This is a genomic window from Flavobacterium ginsenosidimutans (genome assembly GCF_037478105.1).
In the GTDB taxonomy this organism is placed as follows: domain Bacteria; phylum Bacteroidota; class Bacteroidia; order Flavobacteriales; family Flavobacteriaceae; genus Flavobacterium; species Flavobacterium ginsenosidimutans.
Window position 1 is genome coordinate 1,953,012 of record NZ_CP147988.1, and the last position, 19,842, is coordinate 1,972,853.

General features: G+C 33.6%; 15 protein-coding genes. 9 read left to right on the forward strand and 6 right to left on the reverse strand.

Annotated features, from left to right (window positions below):
• Positions 1-255: 255 nt before the first annotated feature.
• The 5 genes from V6624_RS08695 to V6624_RS08715 all read right to left on the reverse strand — a co-directional run bounded on the left by V6624_RS08695 (position 256) and on the right by V6624_RS08715 (position 7,237).
• Positions 256-3,432 carry an efflux RND transporter permease subunit gene (locus tag V6624_RS08695; RefSeq protein WP_338841564.1) on the reverse strand — a complete coding sequence of 1,059 codons (3,177 nt, stop codon included), beginning with the start codon at positions 3,430-3,432 and terminating at the stop codon, positions 256-258.
• Positions 3,433-3,503: 71 nt separating this feature from the next.
• On the reverse strand, positions 3,504-4,571 hold the full coding sequence (locus V6624_RS08700) for an efflux RND transporter periplasmic adaptor subunit (RefSeq protein WP_338841565.1): 1,068 nt from the start codon (positions 4,569-4,571) through the stop codon (positions 3,504-3,506).
• 9 nt (positions 4,572-4,580) lie between these two features.
• Positions 4,581-5,915 carry a TolC family protein gene (locus V6624_RS08705; protein WP_338841566.1) on the reverse strand — a complete coding sequence of 445 codons (1,335 nt, stop codon included), beginning with the start codon at positions 5,913-5,915 and terminating at the stop codon, positions 4,581-4,583.
• A gap of 92 nt (positions 5,916-6,007) precedes the next feature.
• Positions 6,008-6,607 (reverse strand): TetR/AcrR family transcriptional regulator, encoded by a 600-nt coding sequence (locus V6624_RS08710; RefSeq protein WP_111286225.1) that lies wholly within the window; start codon positions 6,605-6,607, stop codon positions 6,008-6,010.
• A 108-nt stretch (positions 6,608-6,715) separates the two neighbouring features.
• Positions 6,716-7,237, reverse strand: a complete 522-nt coding sequence (locus V6624_RS08715) for a YceI family protein (protein ID WP_111286227.1) — start codon at positions 7,235-7,237, stop codon at positions 6,716-6,718.
• A gap of 265 nt (positions 7,238-7,502) precedes the next feature.
• On the opposite strand from V6624_RS08715, the gene V6624_RS08720 reads away from it, so the two are divergent.
• Positions 7,503-8,477 carry a polyprenyl synthetase family protein gene (locus tag V6624_RS08720; protein WP_111286229.1) on the forward strand — a complete coding sequence of 325 codons (975 nt, stop codon included), beginning with the start codon at positions 7,503-7,505 and terminating at the stop codon, positions 8,475-8,477.
• A gap of 45 nt (positions 8,478-8,522) precedes the next feature.
• On the forward strand, positions 8,523-8,876 hold the full coding sequence (locus V6624_RS08725) for a hypothetical protein (RefSeq protein ID WP_338841567.1): 354 nt from the start codon (positions 8,523-8,525) through the stop codon (positions 8,874-8,876).
• A gap of 111 nt (positions 8,877-8,987) precedes the next feature.
• On the opposite strand, the gene V6624_RS08730 is transcribed toward V6624_RS08725, so the two are convergent.
• The gene (locus V6624_RS08730; RefSeq protein WP_111286233.1) at positions 8,988-9,539 is read right to left on the reverse strand and encodes a hypothetical protein; all 552 of its coding nucleotides are present in this window, start codon (positions 9,537-9,539) and stop codon (positions 8,988-8,990) included.
• 116 nt (positions 9,540-9,655) lie between these two features.
• On the opposite strand from V6624_RS08730, the gene V6624_RS08735 reads away from it, so the two are divergent.
• The 7 genes from V6624_RS08735 to V6624_RS08765 all read left to right on the forward strand — a co-directional run bounded on the left by V6624_RS08735 (position 9,656) and on the right by V6624_RS08765 (position 19,803).
• Positions 9,656-12,430, forward strand: a complete 2,775-nt coding sequence (locus tag V6624_RS08735; RefSeq protein WP_111286235.1) for a 2-oxoglutarate dehydrogenase E1 component — start codon at positions 9,656-9,658, stop codon at positions 12,428-12,430.
• A 74-nt stretch (positions 12,431-12,504) separates the two neighbouring features.
• The gene (odhB, locus tag V6624_RS08740; protein ID WP_338841568.1) at positions 12,505-13,749 is read left to right on the forward strand and encodes a 2-oxoglutarate dehydrogenase complex dihydrolipoyllysine-residue succinyltransferase; all 1,245 of its coding nucleotides are present in this window, start codon (positions 12,505-12,507) and stop codon (positions 13,747-13,749) included.
• A gap of 182 nt (positions 13,750-13,931) precedes the next feature.
• On the forward strand, positions 13,932-16,370 hold the full coding sequence (locus V6624_RS08745) for a TonB-dependent receptor (RefSeq protein WP_338841569.1): 2,439 nt from the start codon (positions 13,932-13,934) through the stop codon (positions 16,368-16,370).
• Positions 16,371-16,425: 55 nt separating this feature from the next.
• Positions 16,426-16,758, forward strand: coding sequence for a hypothetical protein (locus V6624_RS08750; protein ID WP_111286241.1), 333 nt, complete (start codon positions 16,426-16,428; stop codon positions 16,756-16,758).
• 13 nt (positions 16,759-16,771) lie between these two features.
• Positions 16,772-17,071, forward strand: a complete 300-nt coding sequence (locus V6624_RS08755) for a hypothetical protein (protein WP_338841570.1) — start codon at positions 16,772-16,774, stop codon at positions 17,069-17,071.
• 5 nt (positions 17,072-17,076) lie between these two features.
• Positions 17,077-18,627: a PepSY-associated TM helix domain-containing protein gene (locus V6624_RS08760; protein WP_338841571.1), complete on the forward strand. Its 1,551-nt coding sequence runs from the start codon at positions 17,077-17,079 to the stop codon at positions 18,625-18,627.
• A gap of 63 nt (positions 18,628-18,690) precedes the next feature.
• The gene (locus tag V6624_RS08765; RefSeq protein WP_338841572.1) at positions 18,691-19,803 is read left to right on the forward strand and encodes a PepSY-associated TM helix domain-containing protein; all 1,113 of its coding nucleotides are present in this window, start codon (positions 18,691-18,693) and stop codon (positions 19,801-19,803) included.
• Positions 19,804-19,842: the final 39 nt, after the last annotated feature.

Here is a 19,842-nt window from a genome sequence, read left to right on the forward strand (position 1 = left end):
AAAAATCCCAAATTCCAATTTGAAGAACTTCGAATTGGAAATTAAAACTGATATATTTTTTCACGCAGATTTAAAAAGATTTAAGCAGATACACACAGATCTTTTCTAATTAATCTGCCAAAATCTGTAAAATCTGCGTGAAATATTTTTAGACTGAATTAAAAAAATCCCAAATTCCAATTTAAAGGAACTTGGGATTTTTCATTTTGAAATTCCAATTTCGGACTTTGGAATTTCTATCAAAAATTAAAACTATTAATGAGTATGTTTTGGATTAAAACCGTCTTCGCTTAATTCAGTTGGCGTATAATCGGCAACCATTTCAGCTTCGTAATCGATTTTTTCTCCTTTAGAGAATTTCTGAATTAATTTCTCCATAATGTTATAAATTACAGGAACTACAATCAAGGTTAGGAATAAAGAAGAAATCAAACCTCCAATAATTACCCAAGCCAATCCGTTTTTCCATTCTGCTCCAGCTCCAGATGCTAATGCAATTGGGAACATACCAAATACCATCGCAATTGTTGTCATCAAGATCGGACGTAAACGTGCGTGGTTGGCTTGAATTAAAGCCGTTCTAATAGATTCTCCCGCTGCTCTTCTTTGGTTCGTATAATCGACAAGCATGATCGCATTCTTACATACCAGACCAATCAACATGATAATACCTAAAATGGTAAAGATATTTAACGAGTTGTTTGTTAATGCAAGAGCTAACATCGCTCCAATAAACGAAAGTGGAATTGCAAACAATACTACGAATGGATGCGCGAAACTGTCGTACAAACTCACCATTACAAGATAAACCAAAATAATAGCGGCTAATAAAGCGATTCCTAAAGTACCAAAACCTTCTGATTGGTTTTCTTGATCTCCACCCCAGATATAGTTTACACCTGCAGGTTTTTTCAATTTATCTAATTTCACTTGCCATTGCTGTACAATTGTTCCAGATGGAACCCCAACGTTTTGTCCTTTTACGGTTACAGACGCAGATTTATCTCTACGCTCTAACTGGCTAGGTCCAGAACCTTCTGTAATATCAGCAAATTGTGATAATTTAATTTGTTGTCCAGCTGTGTTTACGAAAATCAAATTACTAACGTCAGCAATACTTTTTCTGTCAAAAGCATTGTATCTAATGTTGATATCGTATTCGTATTCACCAGCTCTATATTTACCATCTGTATTTCCACTAAAAGCAGTTTGCATGGTTAAACCAACTGTTTGAAGTGTTAATCCTAAAGCAGCCATTTTATCACGGTCTACTTTTACGTTAATTTCAGGGTTTCCGTCTTCAACCGTTAATTTGATCTCAGTTGTTCCTGGAATTGTACGTAATTCAGCCTCAGCTTGTTTTGCAAAAGCCATTGCTGCTTCTGTTGAAGGACCAGTAACAATTAATCCTAAAGTTGCATCTTCGGCTGTACCTAAGATACCTACAGGAACTGTTTTTACTTTTGCTCCAACTAAAACTTTCTCTAATTTACGTTTGATTTTTGCTGCGTAAACATTCGCATCATCTGTACGATCTTTTTGTTCGATCATTTTTACGTCAATCTCAGCTTTATAAGCAGTAGCTTGAGACGCTCCAAAACCTTCAGAAGTTTGTCCAACCGTTGTAATTTGACTGTGAACATATTCCTGAGATTTCAAATAAGCCTCAGCTTTTTGAGTCATAAAGTTTGTTTGTTCTAACGAAGCATCTTTTGGCATTTCGATTTGAACTAAGAACTCTCCACTATCAGAAGAAGCAAAGAACTCTCCTCCGATGAAACCTCCACCCATTAATCCAACTGTTGAAGCGAAGAATAAAATAATTACTACTACAAAAGTTTTAATATAATGATCTAAACACCAAGTTAATAAATGAGAAACCCAGTCAGTAAAACGTGTTAAATAGCTTTCGAAACCAAGGATTATTCTTCCGAATAAATTCTTTCCTTCAATGTGCTCTAATTTTCCAAAACGAGAAGACAACCAAGGAATAATAGTAAACGAAGCTAAAAGAGATAACATCGTTGATATAATTACCGTAACACAGAATTGCGTAATAATATTAGAAACCAATCCAGAACTCATCGCGATAGGCAAGAATACAACCACGATTACTAAAGTAATAGAAGTTACGGTTCCACCAATTTCAGCTGTTCCATCATACGATGCACGAATTCGGTTTTTACCCATTTCCATGTGCCTGTAAATATTCTCAAGTACCACAATCGCGTCATCGACCAGAATACCAACAACCAGAGATAATCCTAATAAACTCATTAAGTTTAAGGTATATCCCATTAAATAAATTCCGATGAAAGTTGCAATTAACGATGCCGGAATAGAAACCATTACGATCAACGAGTTTCTAATACTATGTAAGAAGAACAACATTACAAAAGCAACCAAAACAACCGCAATTAATAAATCGTGTACAACAGAATCTGCTGCTTCTAAAGTAAAGATTGTACTATCTTTTGCTACTTCTAATTTTAACTGATTTACTTTATAATCTTTTTCTAGAGTTGCAATTGTTTTTAATAATTGCTCACTTACCGCAACCGCATTGGCGTCAGACTGTTTGATAATCTGTAATACAATGGCACTTTTTTGATCTACACGAGAAATCTTTTCAGCAATTTTCTGTGTATCCTGAACGTCAGCAATTTCACCTAAACGAATTTGAATTCCGTTTTGAGAAGAAACCACTAAGTTTCTTAATTCTTCAACACTTTTATATTTACCCGCTAAACGAATTAATATTTTTTGGTTACGAGTTTGAATGTTACCTGTTGGGAAATCTAAGTTAGAACTTAAAATAGTTTGTTGCACTTGAGGAACAGAAAGTCCGTAACCTTGCATTTTTACAGCATCAAGATTCACCTGAATTTCACGCTCAGAACCACCAATAATATTTACCTGAGCAACACCTTGTACACGAGATAAAATAGGAGCAATTTTTTTGTCAATTAAGTCATAAAATTCAGCTTCATCCATTTTTCCGTTGGCACCAAGCGTCATAATTGGTAAATCACTCAGCGAGAACTTAGTCAAAGCTGGCGTTTTTACGTCGTCTGGCAAATCACTAATAATGGCGTTGATTTTACGCTGCGCATCATTCAAAGAGAAATCGACTTTTGCATTTGATGTCAATGTAATCGAAACAATAGATAAACTTTCGTATGATTTCGAATCAATTTTCTTGACATTTTCTAAGGAAGCAATCGCATCCTCAATTTTCTTTGTAACTGTATTTTCTACCTCACTTGGAGAAGCTCCAGGATAAATCGTAGAAATTGTAATAACGTTTTGTTCAAATTTCGGGATCAGCTCATAGCCTAATTGGCTGTAACTGAACAATCCACCAAGAGTCAGAATTGTAAACAATACAATTACCAACGACGGACGTTTTATGGATATTTCGGCTAATTTCATATTTGTTGCTTTAGGCTTTAGGCTTTAGGCAATAAGCTTAATGCTTACAGCCTATAGCTTAATGCTTTAAATTATTTAATAATTTCTACTGTATTTCCGTCTTGTAAGTTAATCTGACCTGTAGTAATTACTTTTTCTCCATCAGATAATCCGTTAATGATTTCTACTTGATCTCCTAAAATTCTACCAGCTGTTACTTTTTTCAATTTAGCAACACCATTTTCAGCTACGAAGATTTCGTTACTGCTTACACTTCCTACGAAAGCATTTCTAGGTACAACCATAAGGTGCTGTTTTTGTTGGTTTGAAGCAAAATTTGCTGTTCCGTACATACCCGCTTTTAGGTCGTTGTTAGAATTGTTTGTGATTTCGATTTCAACTGGGAAGTTTAAAGACTCATCTGCTTTTGAAGCAATGAAAGTAATTTTTCCAGAGAACGTTTTATCAGGATAAACACTAGCTGTTACGTTAATTTGGTTTCCAACTTTTAAACTAGCAACTTGAGTTTCGTTTACTGTAACAGCCAATTTCAATTTAGAAACGTTTACAATATCAAACAATGCAGTTGCAGGCATTCCAGCTAAAATAGATCCTGGCTCAATATATTTTTTATTGATAAAACCGTTAATTGGCGCTTTTACTTTAGTATCTCCAACATTAATATTTGCCTGAGTTAAGTTTGACTGAGCATTTGTTAAAGCTAATTTAGCCTGATCTAATTGTTGTTTTGTAACTCCGCCAGTTTTATAAGCATTCTCATATCTAGCATAATCTGATTTTGCATTTGCATATACCGCCTGTGCTTGTTGCGCATTTACATTGATTACGTCTCCACGAACTGTCAATAAAGTTTGACCAACTCTTACATAGTCACCTTCTTTAGCTAAAACACTAATTACTTTTCCAGATTTTTCTGCAGAAAAAGTTAATTGTTGAATAGGTTGAAAGTTTCCATTTGCAACGAAATCCAATGAAATTTCTTCTGTTTTAACTTCTGAAACTTTTACAGAAACAGCAGCATTTTTCTCAGCAACGATATCTGTTTTTTCTTTATTCTTCTTCTTATTATTATTTAAGATATATCCAATTACACCCAGAGATGCAATTATGATTACGATTGTTATAATAGTTTTCTTCATTGTAATTAGTTATTTAATAAGAGATTTAAGTTCGCCTTTTGATTTGATTAGAGATATTTCGGCAATTTTATAATTTAAAATTGCTCTTGTAAAGTTATTTTGAGCTTCAAGTGATGCATTTTCTGCATCTAATAAATCGGTTAAAGATGCTAACCCTTGAAAGTAATTATTTTTGGTGTTGCTTAGAATTTCTAACGCTAAACGCATATTTTCTCTTTGGTTTTCAATAGTTACAAGATTATTATTAATCTGTGCCATTGCATTTCTGTAATCTAAATCAAGAGAAAGTTTAGTGTCTTTAATATCTTCTTGAAGTTCTCTGATTTGAATATCAGCCTGTCTAACTTTTGCACGAGTTCCGAAACCTGTAAAGATTGGCACGTGTAAGTTTAAAGCAATTGCAGAGAAATCTGACCAGTAAACCCCTTTTTCTGGTTTTGCAAACCAAGGCATTTCAGGTCCTTGTCCCATATAATTGTAACCTGCAGATAATGAAAGTGTAGGATAATAACCTGCTTCAACAGCTTTTTTATTGAATACTAAAAGTTCTTCTTGTTTTTTCAAAAGCAAATATTCTGTTCTGTTTTCAATATTTGGCTCTTGTGTTAAAGCTGCAGGAACTACTTCAAATTCTTCTTTTGGCATATCGATTTGAGTTTCGATAGGCATACCCATATAAAACTTTAATGCATTTTCCTGTAACTCGATCTGGTTTTTAACCTGTTGACGATCTGTATCAATGTTAGACATTTTTACAATAATACGGTCTAAATCAATTTTTTTAGCTAAACCGTTATCAAACTGACCTTGAACAATATCACGAACTTTTTGTGTATTCACATAGTTACTATCCAATAAAATCAATCTTTCGCGTTGCACATAAACTGAATAATAGTTATTTGCAACTCTTTCAATAACCTGTTCTTCAGTTAATTGATCGTTTATTTGATAGAACTCACGTGTTGTTTTTGCTGCTCTTAAACCTGTAAAAACTGATTGATCAAACAAAGCTTGAGTCAAAGAAACTCCCGCAGTTGATGTCCATTTTTGACCAAAAGCCGCTTGAATTGTAGTTCCTGGCGCACCAAAAGCTGCTCCATCAATAACTGTTGTTTGAATTACTGGATTATAGGTTAGATTTCCATTTGCACTAATTTGTGGCAAAGCTCTCGAACGTATTTCTTGAATTTGGTACTCACTATTTTCAACCTGAAGTTTTGCTTTTTTTGCATCAGCTTTATTTTGAAGCGCATAATTGACTGCGTCTTTCAGAGTTAAAGTAGTGGTTTGTGCGCCGGCAGACAAGCCTATTGTACACAAAACTATAAGAAAGATTCTTTTCATAAGTAGTTAAATATTTATTTTAATTTGAGATAGCATCGCCATTTTATCTTTTACAACTCTCCCAGAAAAATGACGACAATTTGGATTGATGATTAATTTTTAATTCTTCGTAATTGCTTTTCTAATTCCTCTACTCCTTCTTGGGTTGCCATTGCACGAGTATGATACTCCAAGGCTTCCAATTCTATTCTTTGCGCTTCACTTTCAGAAACCGTATTTTCATTAATATGAAAAACCAGAGTGTAGTAAAATTTAACGTAAACCTCTACATTCAAATCACTTCTATAAAGACCTTCACGAATTCCTTTTTCGATATTTTCTCTAAAAAGCTGCGTGCACTGATCAATTTCATGAGACAAGATGTTTTGGTAAATCTCTGGATAGTGTTTTTTTAACTGATAGATTGGCGAAGTATCAATGTTATTTTTAAACATATCACGAAACATTTCTCTAATCTCAAAATTTTCATGAATCGCATTGTAATTCTTCGCTATAATGGTATCCATAATTTCATGCACTTGACCATGAACCAATGAAGTACTTTCTTCAATCAAAACTTCCTTATTACAGAAATATTTGTAAATCGTTTTTTTCGAAATACACATTTCTCCCGCAATATCATCCATTGTAACACTCTTAAAACCAAGCTTTAAAAATAACTCGCTTGCTTTTGCTATAATCTTCTCTTTCATTTTAAACTCTCGAATTGCATCACAAATATACTTTGGAAACTAAAATCAAAAAAATAGTTTCCGATAAATTTGTAATAATTTTACATTAATTTATTCATTTAGTAAGAATTATATGCTAAATTCTAAATTTGCGATAAGCTTAATGTCTTTACCTAATGCAGCACCCGAAGTATGATTAAAAGAGCTGAAATTTAAACCAAAGTCTTCACGTTTAATGTTTCCTTTAATTTCAAAAGCTACTTTCTTTTCTCCGTTATAAATATTTTCTCCTAAGAATTCTGCGTCTAATTCAACTACTCTCGTAATATCTTTTATAGTTAAATCTCCTTTGAAAAAATTGATGTTCTGGTTTACTTTTTGAAATGAAGTCGATTTGAAACTAATAATTGGATGTTCGTCTTCTTCAAAAAAGTCCTGAAGCTGTAAATAAGCATCTATTGACTGGAAACTCTCATTTTTATTATTGATATCCAATGAGAATTCTACCGAAGCATCTTCGATCTCATTATCTTCAATGTTCACGTAACCATCAAATTTATTTGTACTTCCACCCATATAAGCAGTTCTCGATCTTCTCATTTCTAATAAAACATCTGACTGACTAGAATCTAAGGTCCATTTTGTTTTCATAAATACTTGATTTAATAGATTTTACAAATCATTAAAACTCTCTTCGGAAACTTTTACAGTGTTTTGAGTTTCCATTCAACGCTGCAAATATAGACAGGAAACTCTAAATACCAAAAAAGTTTCCAAGTTTTTTCAAAATAATTTTAACATATTAGAAATGAGAAGGGTTAAGAGCTCCTTTCAATTCTTAATAAGCTTTTAATCATTTCAGTAATTGAAATTCATAATTGAATTGTATCTTTGAGGCTTGAAATCAGAATTCATTATGCACGATATAAGTCAGTACCAGGATTTTTTTATCAATTATCTACAAAGTCAAAACATACATAAAGAACCTACTAATCTTTACGAACCTATTGAATATATTTTAGGTCTTGGCGGAAAAAGAATTCGTCCAGTTTTAACTTTAATGGCTGCTGAAGTTTTTGATACTGATTATACTACTGCGCTTCCAGCGGCAATGGCGGTTGAAGTTTTTCATAACTTTTCACTGGTTCACGATGATATTATGGACGATGCTCCTTTAAGAAGAGGACAAGTTACCGTACATGAAAAATGGAATTTAAATACAGGAATTCTTTCTGGAGATGCCATGCTTATTTTGGCTTACCAATATTTTGAGCAATACGAGCCAGTTGTTTTTAGAAATCTTGCTAAATTATTTAGCAAAACCGCTCTTGAAGTTTGTGAAGGACAGCAATGGGATGTTGATTTTGAAACTCGTAAAGATGTTACGATTCCGGAATATTTGAAAATGATCGAATATAAAACAGCTGTTTTGGTTGCAGCAGCCATGAAAATGGGCGCTATTGTTGCCAAAACTTCTGAAAAAGAGGCAGACTTAATTTATGATTTCGGACTAAATTTAGGTTTGGCTTTCCAGCTTCAAGATGATTATCTGGACGCTTTTGGAGATCCTGAAACTTTCGGAAAACAAGTTGGAGGTGATATTATTGAGAACAAAAAAACGTATTTATATCTAAAAGCCTTGGAGTTTTCTTCTAAAGAAAAAGCTTCAGAATTAGAACAATTATTTACTTTACAATTAGAAGATAATTCAGAAAAAATAGAAACTGCTAAGTCTATTTTTAACGAATCTGGAGCATCAAAAGCTACTCAGGAAGCGATCGAAATGTACACTTTTAAAGCTTTTGAAACTTTAGAAAAAATGGAAATAAGCGCCGAAAAGAAAGATGTTTTGAGAACTTTCGGAGAAAATTTAATGGGACGTAAAGTTTAGTATTCAGTTTTCAGTATCAGTATTCAGTAAAAAATCTAAAACCTCATGTTTGTAGCACCAGTAAATACAGAATCTTTGTTGGCTCAGGCGCAAGCAGAGACTTTATATTTGAATCTTATTGAACAGATTAATAAGGATTTTAATTTGGCCAATGAAGGAATCGATTTTCCGTTAAGCATTTCTCCAGACGAATTGAAAATTCAGCTTCATGAAAAAGTCTACCGAATGATTCAGTACAAATTTGCTGAATATTTAAATCTGCTATACATCATTGACGTTCCTGAAAACGAAATCAAACAACTTGACGAATCAGATTTGGTAATATTGGCTGAACAAGTTGCTTTTTTGATTTTAAAAAGAGAGTGGCAAAAGGTGTGGTTTAGGAATTATTACAAGTAAAGGTGCAAAGTCGCAAAGGTACAAAGCGACAAAGGTTTACTCTCTTTGTGTAAATTAATTTACTCCAATTCTAAAAACTTAGAATCTCAGAACCTTAGCATCTTAGCATCTTTAGAAATACACTCTCACAAAAGGCATAAATCCAGACCCATATAAACTTTTGTTAGGATTGTACAAAACATCATAACGCGCGCCTATGGTAACATTATTTGTTCTATACCCTGCACCTAGATATAATGCAGTATTCCAATAACTATCTGAATATGATGGAAAATTATAGGTGGCTTCATATTGAGTATCAACTCTTACTTGTTCTAATTCAGCTGATAACTGGATTTCTGGAATTGGATTTACTAAACCAATAAGGCTTCCTCCCCAAACGAAAGATTCGTAATAATTTTTTTGATACAAATAACCAAATTGAAGACCTGCTCCAACGGCTACAACTTCATTAACGTTATAAATAGCGCTGGGCATTACAGAAATATTGGTATATCCAGAACCAAATCCGAGGCCCAAACCGCCTCCAAATTGAACTTTATCCCAAAAATGATTACTGTTGTCAATGACATATTTTTGTTGTGCAATACTATAACTTGAAAATAAGACGGCCAAAATCACAAAAAAATATCTGCAATCGATTGAAAATTGAATTTTATTCATAGTTAACGTTTATTTTAACAAATTTTTACGTAAAAGTACGTAAAAAAAAGATTTAAATAAATGTGATTGTTGTACTTTTGCCTTTCTATATAACAAAAAGTATATTCACTCATATTATGGATAGGTTTTCATTTTTAAACGCAGCGCATACTGAGTTTTTTGCACAATTATACGATCAATATTTAGTAAACCCAGACAGCGTTGAGCCTAGCTGGAGAAGTTTCTTTCAAGGTTTTGACTTTGGACAAACTACTTATAATGACGAAAATCCGGTGCAAACGATCGTTGAGTACGTGACTAGCGATAACACAGATTACAGTCAGATTTCTGAAAAATTAAAGAAAGAATTCAACGTTTTAAAATTAATTGACGGATACCGTACGCGCGGGCATTTATTCACGAAAACAAATCCTGTTCGTGACCGTAGAACTTCATCTCCAACTTTGGATATTGAAAACTTCGGATTATCTACAGCTGACCTTTCAACTGTTTTTGATGCTGCACAGACAATCGGAATGTCGCCATCTTCTTTACAAGATATCGTAAATCGCCTTAAAGCAATTTACTGCCAGCATATCGGTATTGAGTATATGTACATTAGAAATCCTAATGTTGTAAAATGGATTCAGGACAAATTAGCTGTAAATGTTAACCAGCCAAATTTCTCTACAGAAGAAAAGAAAACAATCTTAAATAAATTAAACGAAGCTGTTTCTTTTGAGAACTTCCTTCACACTAAATATGTTGGACAAAAACGTTTCTCATTAGAAGGTGGAGAATCTATCATCCCAGCTTTAGATGCTTTGATCGAGCAAGCTGCTGAAAAAGGTGTTGAACAATTCGTAATGGGAATGGCTCACCGTGGTCGTTTGAACGTTTTAGCAAACATCTTCGGAAAATCTACTCAAGATATCTTTGGTGAGTTTGACGGAAAAGATTACGATCAAGAATATTTTGATGGTGACGTAAAATACCACTTAGGTCTTACTGCCGACAGAAAAACAAGATCTGGAAAAAGCATCAACATCAATTTAGCACCAAACCCTTCTCACTTAGAAACGGTTGGAGCTGTAATTGAAGGTATCACAAGAGCAAAACAAGACAAATATTTTGCTGACGATTTCTCTAAAGTATTACCAATCGCCGTTCACGGAGATGCTGCAATCGCAGGTCAAGGTATCTTGTACGAAATTATCCAAATGGCACAATTAGATGGTTACAAAACTGGAGGAACAATCCATATTGTAATCAACAACCAAGTTGGATTTACAACTAACTATTTAGACGCTCGTTCATCAACTTATTGTACAGACGTTGCTAAAGTAACTTTATCTCCAGTATTACACGTAAATGCTGATGATGCTGAAGCTGTTGTACACGCAGTTTCTTTTGCATTAGACTACAGAATGCAGTTTGGACGTGACGTATTTATCGATTTATTAGGATACAGAAAATACGGTCACAACGAAGGTGACGAACCTCGTTTCACTCAACCAGTTTTATATAAAATCATTGCTAAACATAAAAACCCAAGAGACATTTATGCTGAGAAATTACTTTCTGACGGCGTAATCGATGCTTCTTATGTAAACGGTTTAGAAAAACAATACAAATCTCAATTAGAAGAAAACTTAGAAGCTTCTCGTAAAAAAGATTTAACAATCATTACTCCATTCATGAAAAACGAATGGGACGGATTTGTTCAAGTAACAGATACGCAAATGCTTCAAAAAGTAGACACTACTTTTGACAAAAAAGGATTAGATTCTATCATCAATACAATCTCAACTTTACCAGAAGACAAAAAGTTTATCAATAAAATAACTAAAATTGTTACCGACAGAAAAGTTGGATATGACAACAATACACTTGACTGGGGAACTGCAGAAGCGTTAGCTTACGGATCTCTTTTAACTGAAGGTTTTGATGTTCGTATTTCTGGTCAGGACGTTGAACGTGGTACATTCTCTCACCGTCATGCTGTAGTTAAAGTTGAAGATTCTGAAGAAGAAGTTATTCTTTTAGATGCAATCGAAAATAAAAAAGGAAAATTAGGAGTATTCAACTCTTTATTATCTGAATATGGTGTTCTTGGTTTTGATTATGGATATGCATTGGCAAATCCAAATGCTTTAACAATTTGGGAAGCACAATTTGGAGATTTTTCTAACGGTGCTCAAATCATGATTGACCAATATATCTCTTGTGGAGAAGATAAATGGAACAACCAAAATGGTATTGTGATGTTATTGCCACACGGATACGAAGGACAAGGTGCTGAACACTCTTCTGCAAGAATGGAACGTTACTTACAGCTTTGTGCAAGACACAATATGTATGTTGCTGACTGTACAACTCCTGCAAACTTCTTTCACTTGTTGAGAAGACAAATGAAAACGAATTTCCGTAAACCATTGGTAGTTTTCTCTCCAAAAAGTTTATTACGTGATCCAAGATGTGTATCAACTGTTGATGAATTAGCAAATGGAAGTTTCCAAGAGACTATCGATGATAATGCTGTAGATAAAAAAGGTGTTAAAACTTTGGTTTTCTGTACAGGTAAATTCTACTATGATATTGTTGCTGAAAGAGAAAACAATGGAAGAAATGACGTTGCGGTTGTTCGTATCGAGCAATTATTCCCTTTCCCAGTTGAGCAGATTAAAGAAATCATTGCAAAATATCCAAATGCAGACGATTATGTTTGGGCACAAGAAGAGCCTAAAAACATGGGAGCTTACAGCTTTATGTTAATGAACTTTGATCTTGTAAAATGGAGATTAGCTTCATTAAAAGCATACTCTGCTCCTGCATCAGGAAGTTATACACGTGCTAAACGTCGTCACGCAGATGCAATTAGAATGGTATTCGACAAAAACTTATTTAGATAATTAAAAAAATGTTTCAAGTTTCAATCCTGATAATTATCGGGATTGAAACCATAAAAACCTAAAACAAAAACAAGATGATTTTAGAAATGAAAGTCCCATCACCAGGGGAATCAATAAAAGAAGTTGAAATTGCAACTTGGTTAGTAAAAGACGGAGATTATGTAGAGAAAGATCAGGCTATTGCTGAAGTTGATTCAGATAAAGCTACTCTTGAATTGCCTGCTGAAATGAGCGGTGTAATTACACTAAAAGCTGAAGAAGGTGATACAGTTGCAGTAGGTGCTGTAGTTTGTTTAATCGATACAGATGCTGCTAAACCAGCAGGAAGTGCGCCTGCAGCTCCAGCAGCTGAAGCACCTAAAGCTGAGGCTCCAAAGGCAGAAGTAAAAGCTGAAGCTCCAAAAGCGGCTCCAGTTCAAGCTCCAGCAGCTACAAGTTATGCAGCAGGAACTCCATCTCCAGCAGCAAGAAAAATATTAGACGAGAAAAATATTGCCCCAGCAACAGTTTCTGGAACTGGTAAAGGTGGTAGAATCACTAAAGAAGATGCTGTAAATGCAGTACCTTCTATGGGAACTCCAACTGGTGGAAGCCGTGGAACTGAGCGTACAAAATTATCAATGTTACGTCGTAAAGTAGCAGAAAGATTAGTTTCAGCTAAAAACGAAACAGCTATGCTTACTACTTTCAACGAAGTAAACATGACGCCAATCAACCAAATTCGTAACGAATACAAAGATGCTTTCAAGGCAAAACATGGTGGTTTAGGATTAGGTTTCATGTCATTCTTTACAAAAGCAGTTACAAGAGCTTTACAATTATATCCAGATGTTAACTCAATGATGGATGGTGATTACAAAATCGCTTACGATTTTGCTGATATCTCTATCGCAGTTTCTGGACCAAAAGGTTTAATGGTTCCTGTTGTTCGTAATGCTGAACTTTTAACTTTCCGTGGAATTGAAGCTGAAATCAAAAGATTAGCTTTAAGAGCTCGTGATGGTCAAATTACAGTTGACGATATGACTGGAGGAACTTTCACAATCACTAACGGTGGAGTTTTTGGAAGTATGTTATCTACTCCAATCATCAACCCTCCTCAATCAGGAATCTTAGGAATGCACAACATCATCGAACGTCCGATTGCTGTAAACGGAAAAGTTGAAATTCACCCAATGATGTACGTTGCTCTTTCTTACGATCACCGAATCATCGACGGACGTGAGTCTGTTGGTTTCTTAGTTGCTGTAAAAGAAGCTTTAGAAAATCCATTAGAATTATTGATGAATGGCGATGCTAAACGTGCTTTAGAATTGTAATCACAATCATTTTCAATACAGAAACCTGTTCATTAATTTGAACAGGTTTTTTTTATTTTAAAAAATTACCTTTTCTGGTTAAAAAATCAATCTTTAAAAAATTATTTAGAATAAATAACAATAATTTGCTTTGTGTAGGTTCATAACTTACATTTGCCTTATTAAAATCAATTCTAAATAATATGAGTTTTAAAACTTTACTATCTCTTGTAAGTTTTTGCTTTATTTTGTTTGTTTCAACAACAGTACAAGCTCAGGAAAAAGCAACTATAAAAGGACAAATTAGTCTCTCAAATAATGACGCTGCAGATAATGTTTCTGTAGTTTTAAAAGGAACCAAAATTGGAACTGTAACAGATAACCTTGGATTTTACGAAATTAAAAATGTAAATCCAGGTAACTATACCATCAGAGTTTCTGCTGTTGGGCATTCTACAAAAGAAGAAAGTATTGTTGTAAACGAAGGTGAAACTTTAACTAGAAACTTTGTCCTAATCAACAATTCAGAACAATTAGAAGAAATTTTCGTTAAAGGAAACGCCAATAAGTATACAAAAGCTGAAAGTAACTACGTTTCTAAAATGACGATTAAAAATCTTGAAAACTCACAAGTTTATAGTGTAGTAACTAAAGATTTAATGAAAGATCAATTGGTTGTTAACCAAGATGAAGCTTTAAAAAATGTTCCGGGACTTTATCAGCTTTGGGCTTCTACTGGTCGTGTTGGTGATGGAGGATCTTACTTTGCTTCTCGCGGTTTCATTACACAAAGTTTATTGAGAAATGGAATTGCTGGTAAAATCACCAATAATGTTGATGCTTCAAACTTAGAAAGACTTGAAAGCATTAAAGGCCCATCTGCAACATTATTCGGAAGTTTATTAACTTCTTATGGAGGTTTAATCAACCGTGTAACGAAAAAACCATCTGAACGTTTTGGTGGTGAAATTTCATATCAGTCAGGAAGTTATGGTCTAAACCGATTAACTGCCGATGTAAATACGTCATTAAATGACGACGACACTGCTCTTTTAAGAATTAATGGAGCTTACAACAATGCAAATACTTTCCAAGATTACGGACATACAAGAAGCTACTTCTTTGCTCCTTCTTTCTCTTATAAAGTAAACGACAGATTAACAATCTCTATTGATGCTGAGTTGTCTAATGTAGATGCTTCATCAATGCCGTTGATTTATATCCCGTTTGGTTCAACTCCAAGCAGTTTAGGTTTATATGATGCGAAAGACATCAAAATGAATTGGTCAAGATCTTTCACAGGCGGCGAATTCATGATGAACACTAAAACTAGTAACATTTTTGCGCAGGCAGATTATGCACTTTCAGACAAATGGAAATCTCAAACTGTTTTAAGCACTAGTACAAACCAGTCTGAAGGACCACAAACCTGGTTTTATTTATTAGGAAATAATAAAATGTCAAGAAACGTTTGGAATATCGACGGAAGAGATAATATTTTAGAATTCCAACAAAACTTCAACGGAGAATTTGAATTGTTTGGAATGAAAAACAGAGCTTTAGTTGGAGGTGATATTTATCGTTTAGAAAGTAAAACTGGTTACGGTTATTTACCAACTTTCTTCTATTTTGACGAAGTGGATTATACTGCTGCAAATGCAAATTATTACGATTTTAACCCAAAAGCTGTAGAAGCTCTTTTTGCTGAAGGAACATCATACAAAGCACTTACTTCTCTTACTACTTATAGTGCATATGTTGCAGATGTTATAAATGTAACTGATCAATTAATTCTTTCTGCGGCACTTCGTTTCGATCATTTTCAGAATGACGGAACTTTTGATCCAGCAGGAAATACTAAAACAGGAAATTATTCTCAAAATGCATTGTCTCCAAAATTTGGTGTTGTATATCAAATCATAAAAGATCAGGTTTCTATTTTTGGAAACTACCAAAACAGTTTCAAAAATGTTGGTTATCTAAATGCAGATTCTAACGGAACACCAGAATTAAAAGCTTTTGATCCAGAAAAAGCAAATCAGTTTGAAGGAGGGGTTAAAGTAAATGCTTTTTCTAATAAAGTAAGTGCAACTTTCAGTTATTACAATATCGAAGTAAAAGATATCGTAAGAACTGGACCAATTGCAAATACAAATGTTCAAGATGGAAACCAAACTAGTAAAGGATTTGAAGCTGAGATTACTGCAAATCCAATTTCAGGATTAAACTTCATTTTTGGATATGCTTTCAACAACAGTAAATTAAACAATGCAAATGCAGACGTAAACGGATTACGTCCTGAAACTGCAGGTCCAGAAAACTTAATCAACTACTGGATTAGCTATAGTTTACAGACAAGCAAATTAAAAGGTCTAGGAATTGGTTTTGGAGGAAACTTTGCTGATAAAACTTATGCATACAACAGAAATGTAACTGATGCTAACACTGGTGTAACAGCAACACAAACTTTTACATTGCCATCTTATGCTGTATTAAATGCTGCTTTGTACTACGATCAGCCTAAATATAGATTGTCATTAAAGGTTAACAACTTAACAGACGAATTATATTTTAACGGATATACAACTATCAACGTTCAATCACCAAGAATGTTTATGGGATCTGTTGCATATAAATTCTAATACAATATCAAAAACACCTTTCCTAACCGAAAGGTGTTTTTTAAATCTAGAGATTATGATTACAATTGCCAGCCTTATTGTTTTTTTAGCTTTTTACACACTTTATTATACTTCAAAAAGAGCCGTATTGTCGTATGATTTAGGCTTTGAAAAATGGATGCAGAAAAACCCTAAACAAACCAAAATTATTGGATTGGGTCTTTTATTATCTGCTTATATAATGTGGCTTTTCACAAAATCATTAGGCTGTGGCACTTTGATGTTTTTTATTCAGCTAATGACAATTGGAAGCTTAATCATCATTCTTACTCCTTTAAAAAAAGTAAACAGTAAAGCACTTTTGGCACTTCTAATTTTTGTCGCATTACTAGAATTCTATTACAATTAAAAACCATTTTTAAATGCCAGCAAATTCAAAATACTTAAATCCTGCTTTTTGGCCTCGTTTTTCTAAAATCACTGCTGCTATTTTAGGAGGATACTTTGTTTCTGTTTCTTTTCATTTAGCTCTGGCGGCTTGGTTTAGTCGAGCAGATGTGCTGATAACAATGGCTTTTAGTGGTTTTATTCTTTGGGTGGCATTAATGGTCGTGGCTTTTTTAGCCAAAAGCGGTTGGAAAATATGGGGAATCTATATTCTGCTGACTTTACTTTTTTGTCTTTTTATTTATCTAGGTCAAACTTATAACACGACGAAATAACCTCTATGAACAACCGTCATTATAATATCTATTTTCATACACATACTGTAAGCGGAATCGTTATCAGTGTAGCTCTATTTGTAATTTTCTTTGCTGGATCTTTTTCTTTTTTTAGAGATGAAATCATCAATTGGGAAAGAAGTGAATCTACAGCAATAACTAGAGAAATACAATTAGATTATGACAAAGCGCTTCAGCATTTAGATAAAAAATATATTTTACACGGTCGAAATATCACCATCTCTAAACCTTCAACAGAAGAAAGAGTTGCTGTTTATATGGAAGCAACCAAAGATACTTTGGCACCAAAAGAACAGAAAGAAAGTCAATTCTTTTATTTGAATACTAAAAACTTCAAATCTTTTACTTACGAAGAATCATATTCTTTGGGTGAACTTTTATATCGTCTGCACTTTCTAGCGCAAATTCCTTATCCTTACGGGTATTATTTAGCTGGTTTTACAGCTTTATTTTTCTTGTTTGCAATCGTAACAGGAGTTTTGCTTCATTGGAACAAAATTATTTCAAACTTTTATATGTTCCGTCCAAAAGAAAAACTAAAAACACTTTGGACTGATGCTCACACAGCTTTAGGAATGATTGGTTTACCATTTCAATTTGTTTATGCAGTTACTGGCGCGTTTTTTATGATTAAACTTTTAATTGTAGCTCCTGCGGTAATGGCTTTATATAATGGTGATGAAAACAAATTATATAAGGAGTTAGAATATAATGATCCCGATTATAAATTTGAAAATAAAAAACTAGCCAACCCATTTAATATTGATGAATTGGTTGCTAAAACAAAAAAGAACTGGTCAGATTTTGAAATCACTCGAGTTTTCATTCAAAATTATGGTGATGCAAATATGCACGTTTTGGTTGAAGGCGAACTTTTAAGCCACAAAAAATTTACTGGAATCGGGAAAGTAGTTTACCGAATTGCCGACGGAAAAGTGATTGCCAAAAAAGATCCAATTTCTCAAACTAGCTATTTAGATGTTGTAAAAAATGTTCTCTACAGAATCCACTTTGGCGATTACGGCGGATATGCTTTAAAAATCGTAAGTTTCCTTTTAGGGATTATAACTTGTTTTGTAATTATTTCTGGAGTTATGATTTGGCTAGTTGCCAGACAGAAAAACAATATGTCTGAAAAGAAGAGACGTTTCAACGCTGCTGTTGTTCGTATTTATTTGGCTATTTGTTTGAGTATGTATCCAATTACTGCACTGGCTTTCATTGGAAGTAAAATTTTCTATCCTTTAAGTCAATCTAATTTATTTGCACTTTATTTTGGCGGATGGTTAGTGCTTACAATCTTCTTTATTCTTAAAAAGAACGATTCGTTTACAAACAAATTCTGCTTGATTTCGGGAAGTATTTTAGGCTTTTTGATTCCAATTACCAACGGAATTGTTTCTGGCGATTGGTTTTGGACTTCTTTCATGCAAAACAGAATTCAGATTTTCTTTATTGATGTTTTCTGGATTTTCTTGGCTTCGATTTCATTATATGTTGCCTATCATTTAAAACCTAAAAAAGCAGTTGCTTAAAAATTAGCTTAAATAATTTGCCCTCTATTGATTTTGCGTATACTTTTACGCTTTTAATCAAAAATGGGATTCAAAACGAAAATACGTTTTCTACATAAATGGCTCGGATTAATTTCTGGGCTTATTGTTTTTATCATAAGTATTACGGGCTGTATTTTCTGTTTTCATGACGAAATAAAAGACATTACCAGAAAAGAATGGCGTTTGGTTGAACCTCAAAACAAAACATTTCTTTTACCTTCCGTTTTAGAAGAAAAAGCAAAAAAAATTGTCCCGAAGAATAAAGTGAGTATGATTTCTTATTATGGAAAAAACCGCTCTGCAATTGCTTATACTTATTCTGATACTGAAAATCAATATTTATATTTTAATCCGTACACTGGTAAATATTTAAAGACCGAAAATCCCAAAACCGATTTTTTCATTATTGTAGAATACATTCATTTGTATTTGCTTCTTCCCGATTATATTGGAAAACATATTATTGGTGGCGCAACGATTATTTTTATCCTTTTATTAATTTCTGGCATTATACAATGGTGGCCAAAAAAGAGAACCGATTTAAAAAGAAGTTTAACGATAAAATGGTCTGCAAAATGGCGTCGTCTCAACTACGATTGGCATAATACTACAGGTTTTTACATTTCTCTTATCGCATTAATTTTAGCTATAACCGGACTTACTTTTACTTACGAATGGGTTGGTGACGGAATTTACAAATCATTCAATTTTGGAGGAGACAAAGCTGTAGAAACCAAACTTCCTGTAATTGATACGACACAATTCAAAACCAATTCAATTACAGCAATTGATCGCGCTTTTATCCAGACCTCAAAATTACAGCCCAATGCAGAAATGCTTTTTGTTCTTATTCCGCAGCAAAAAGGGGATATTATAAGCACTGGCGCATATCCTCATACGCTCCGTTACGATCATCAAAGCAATTATTATTTTCACCCAAAAGATGGAAAACTAATCCAGAAACAGCCTTTTGAAAATAAAAGCCTCGGTCTGCAAGTTGTAGAAATGAATTATGGAATTCACACAGGTCAAATTCTAGATTTGCCTGGAAAAATCATCGCTTTCATTGTGAGTCTATTTGCAGCAGCTCTTCCTGTAACAGGATTTATAATTTGGTACGGAAGAAATCATAAAAATAAAAAATCTAAAGCATAAAAAAACCGCCCCAAAAAGAGCGGTTTAAATAATTATCTA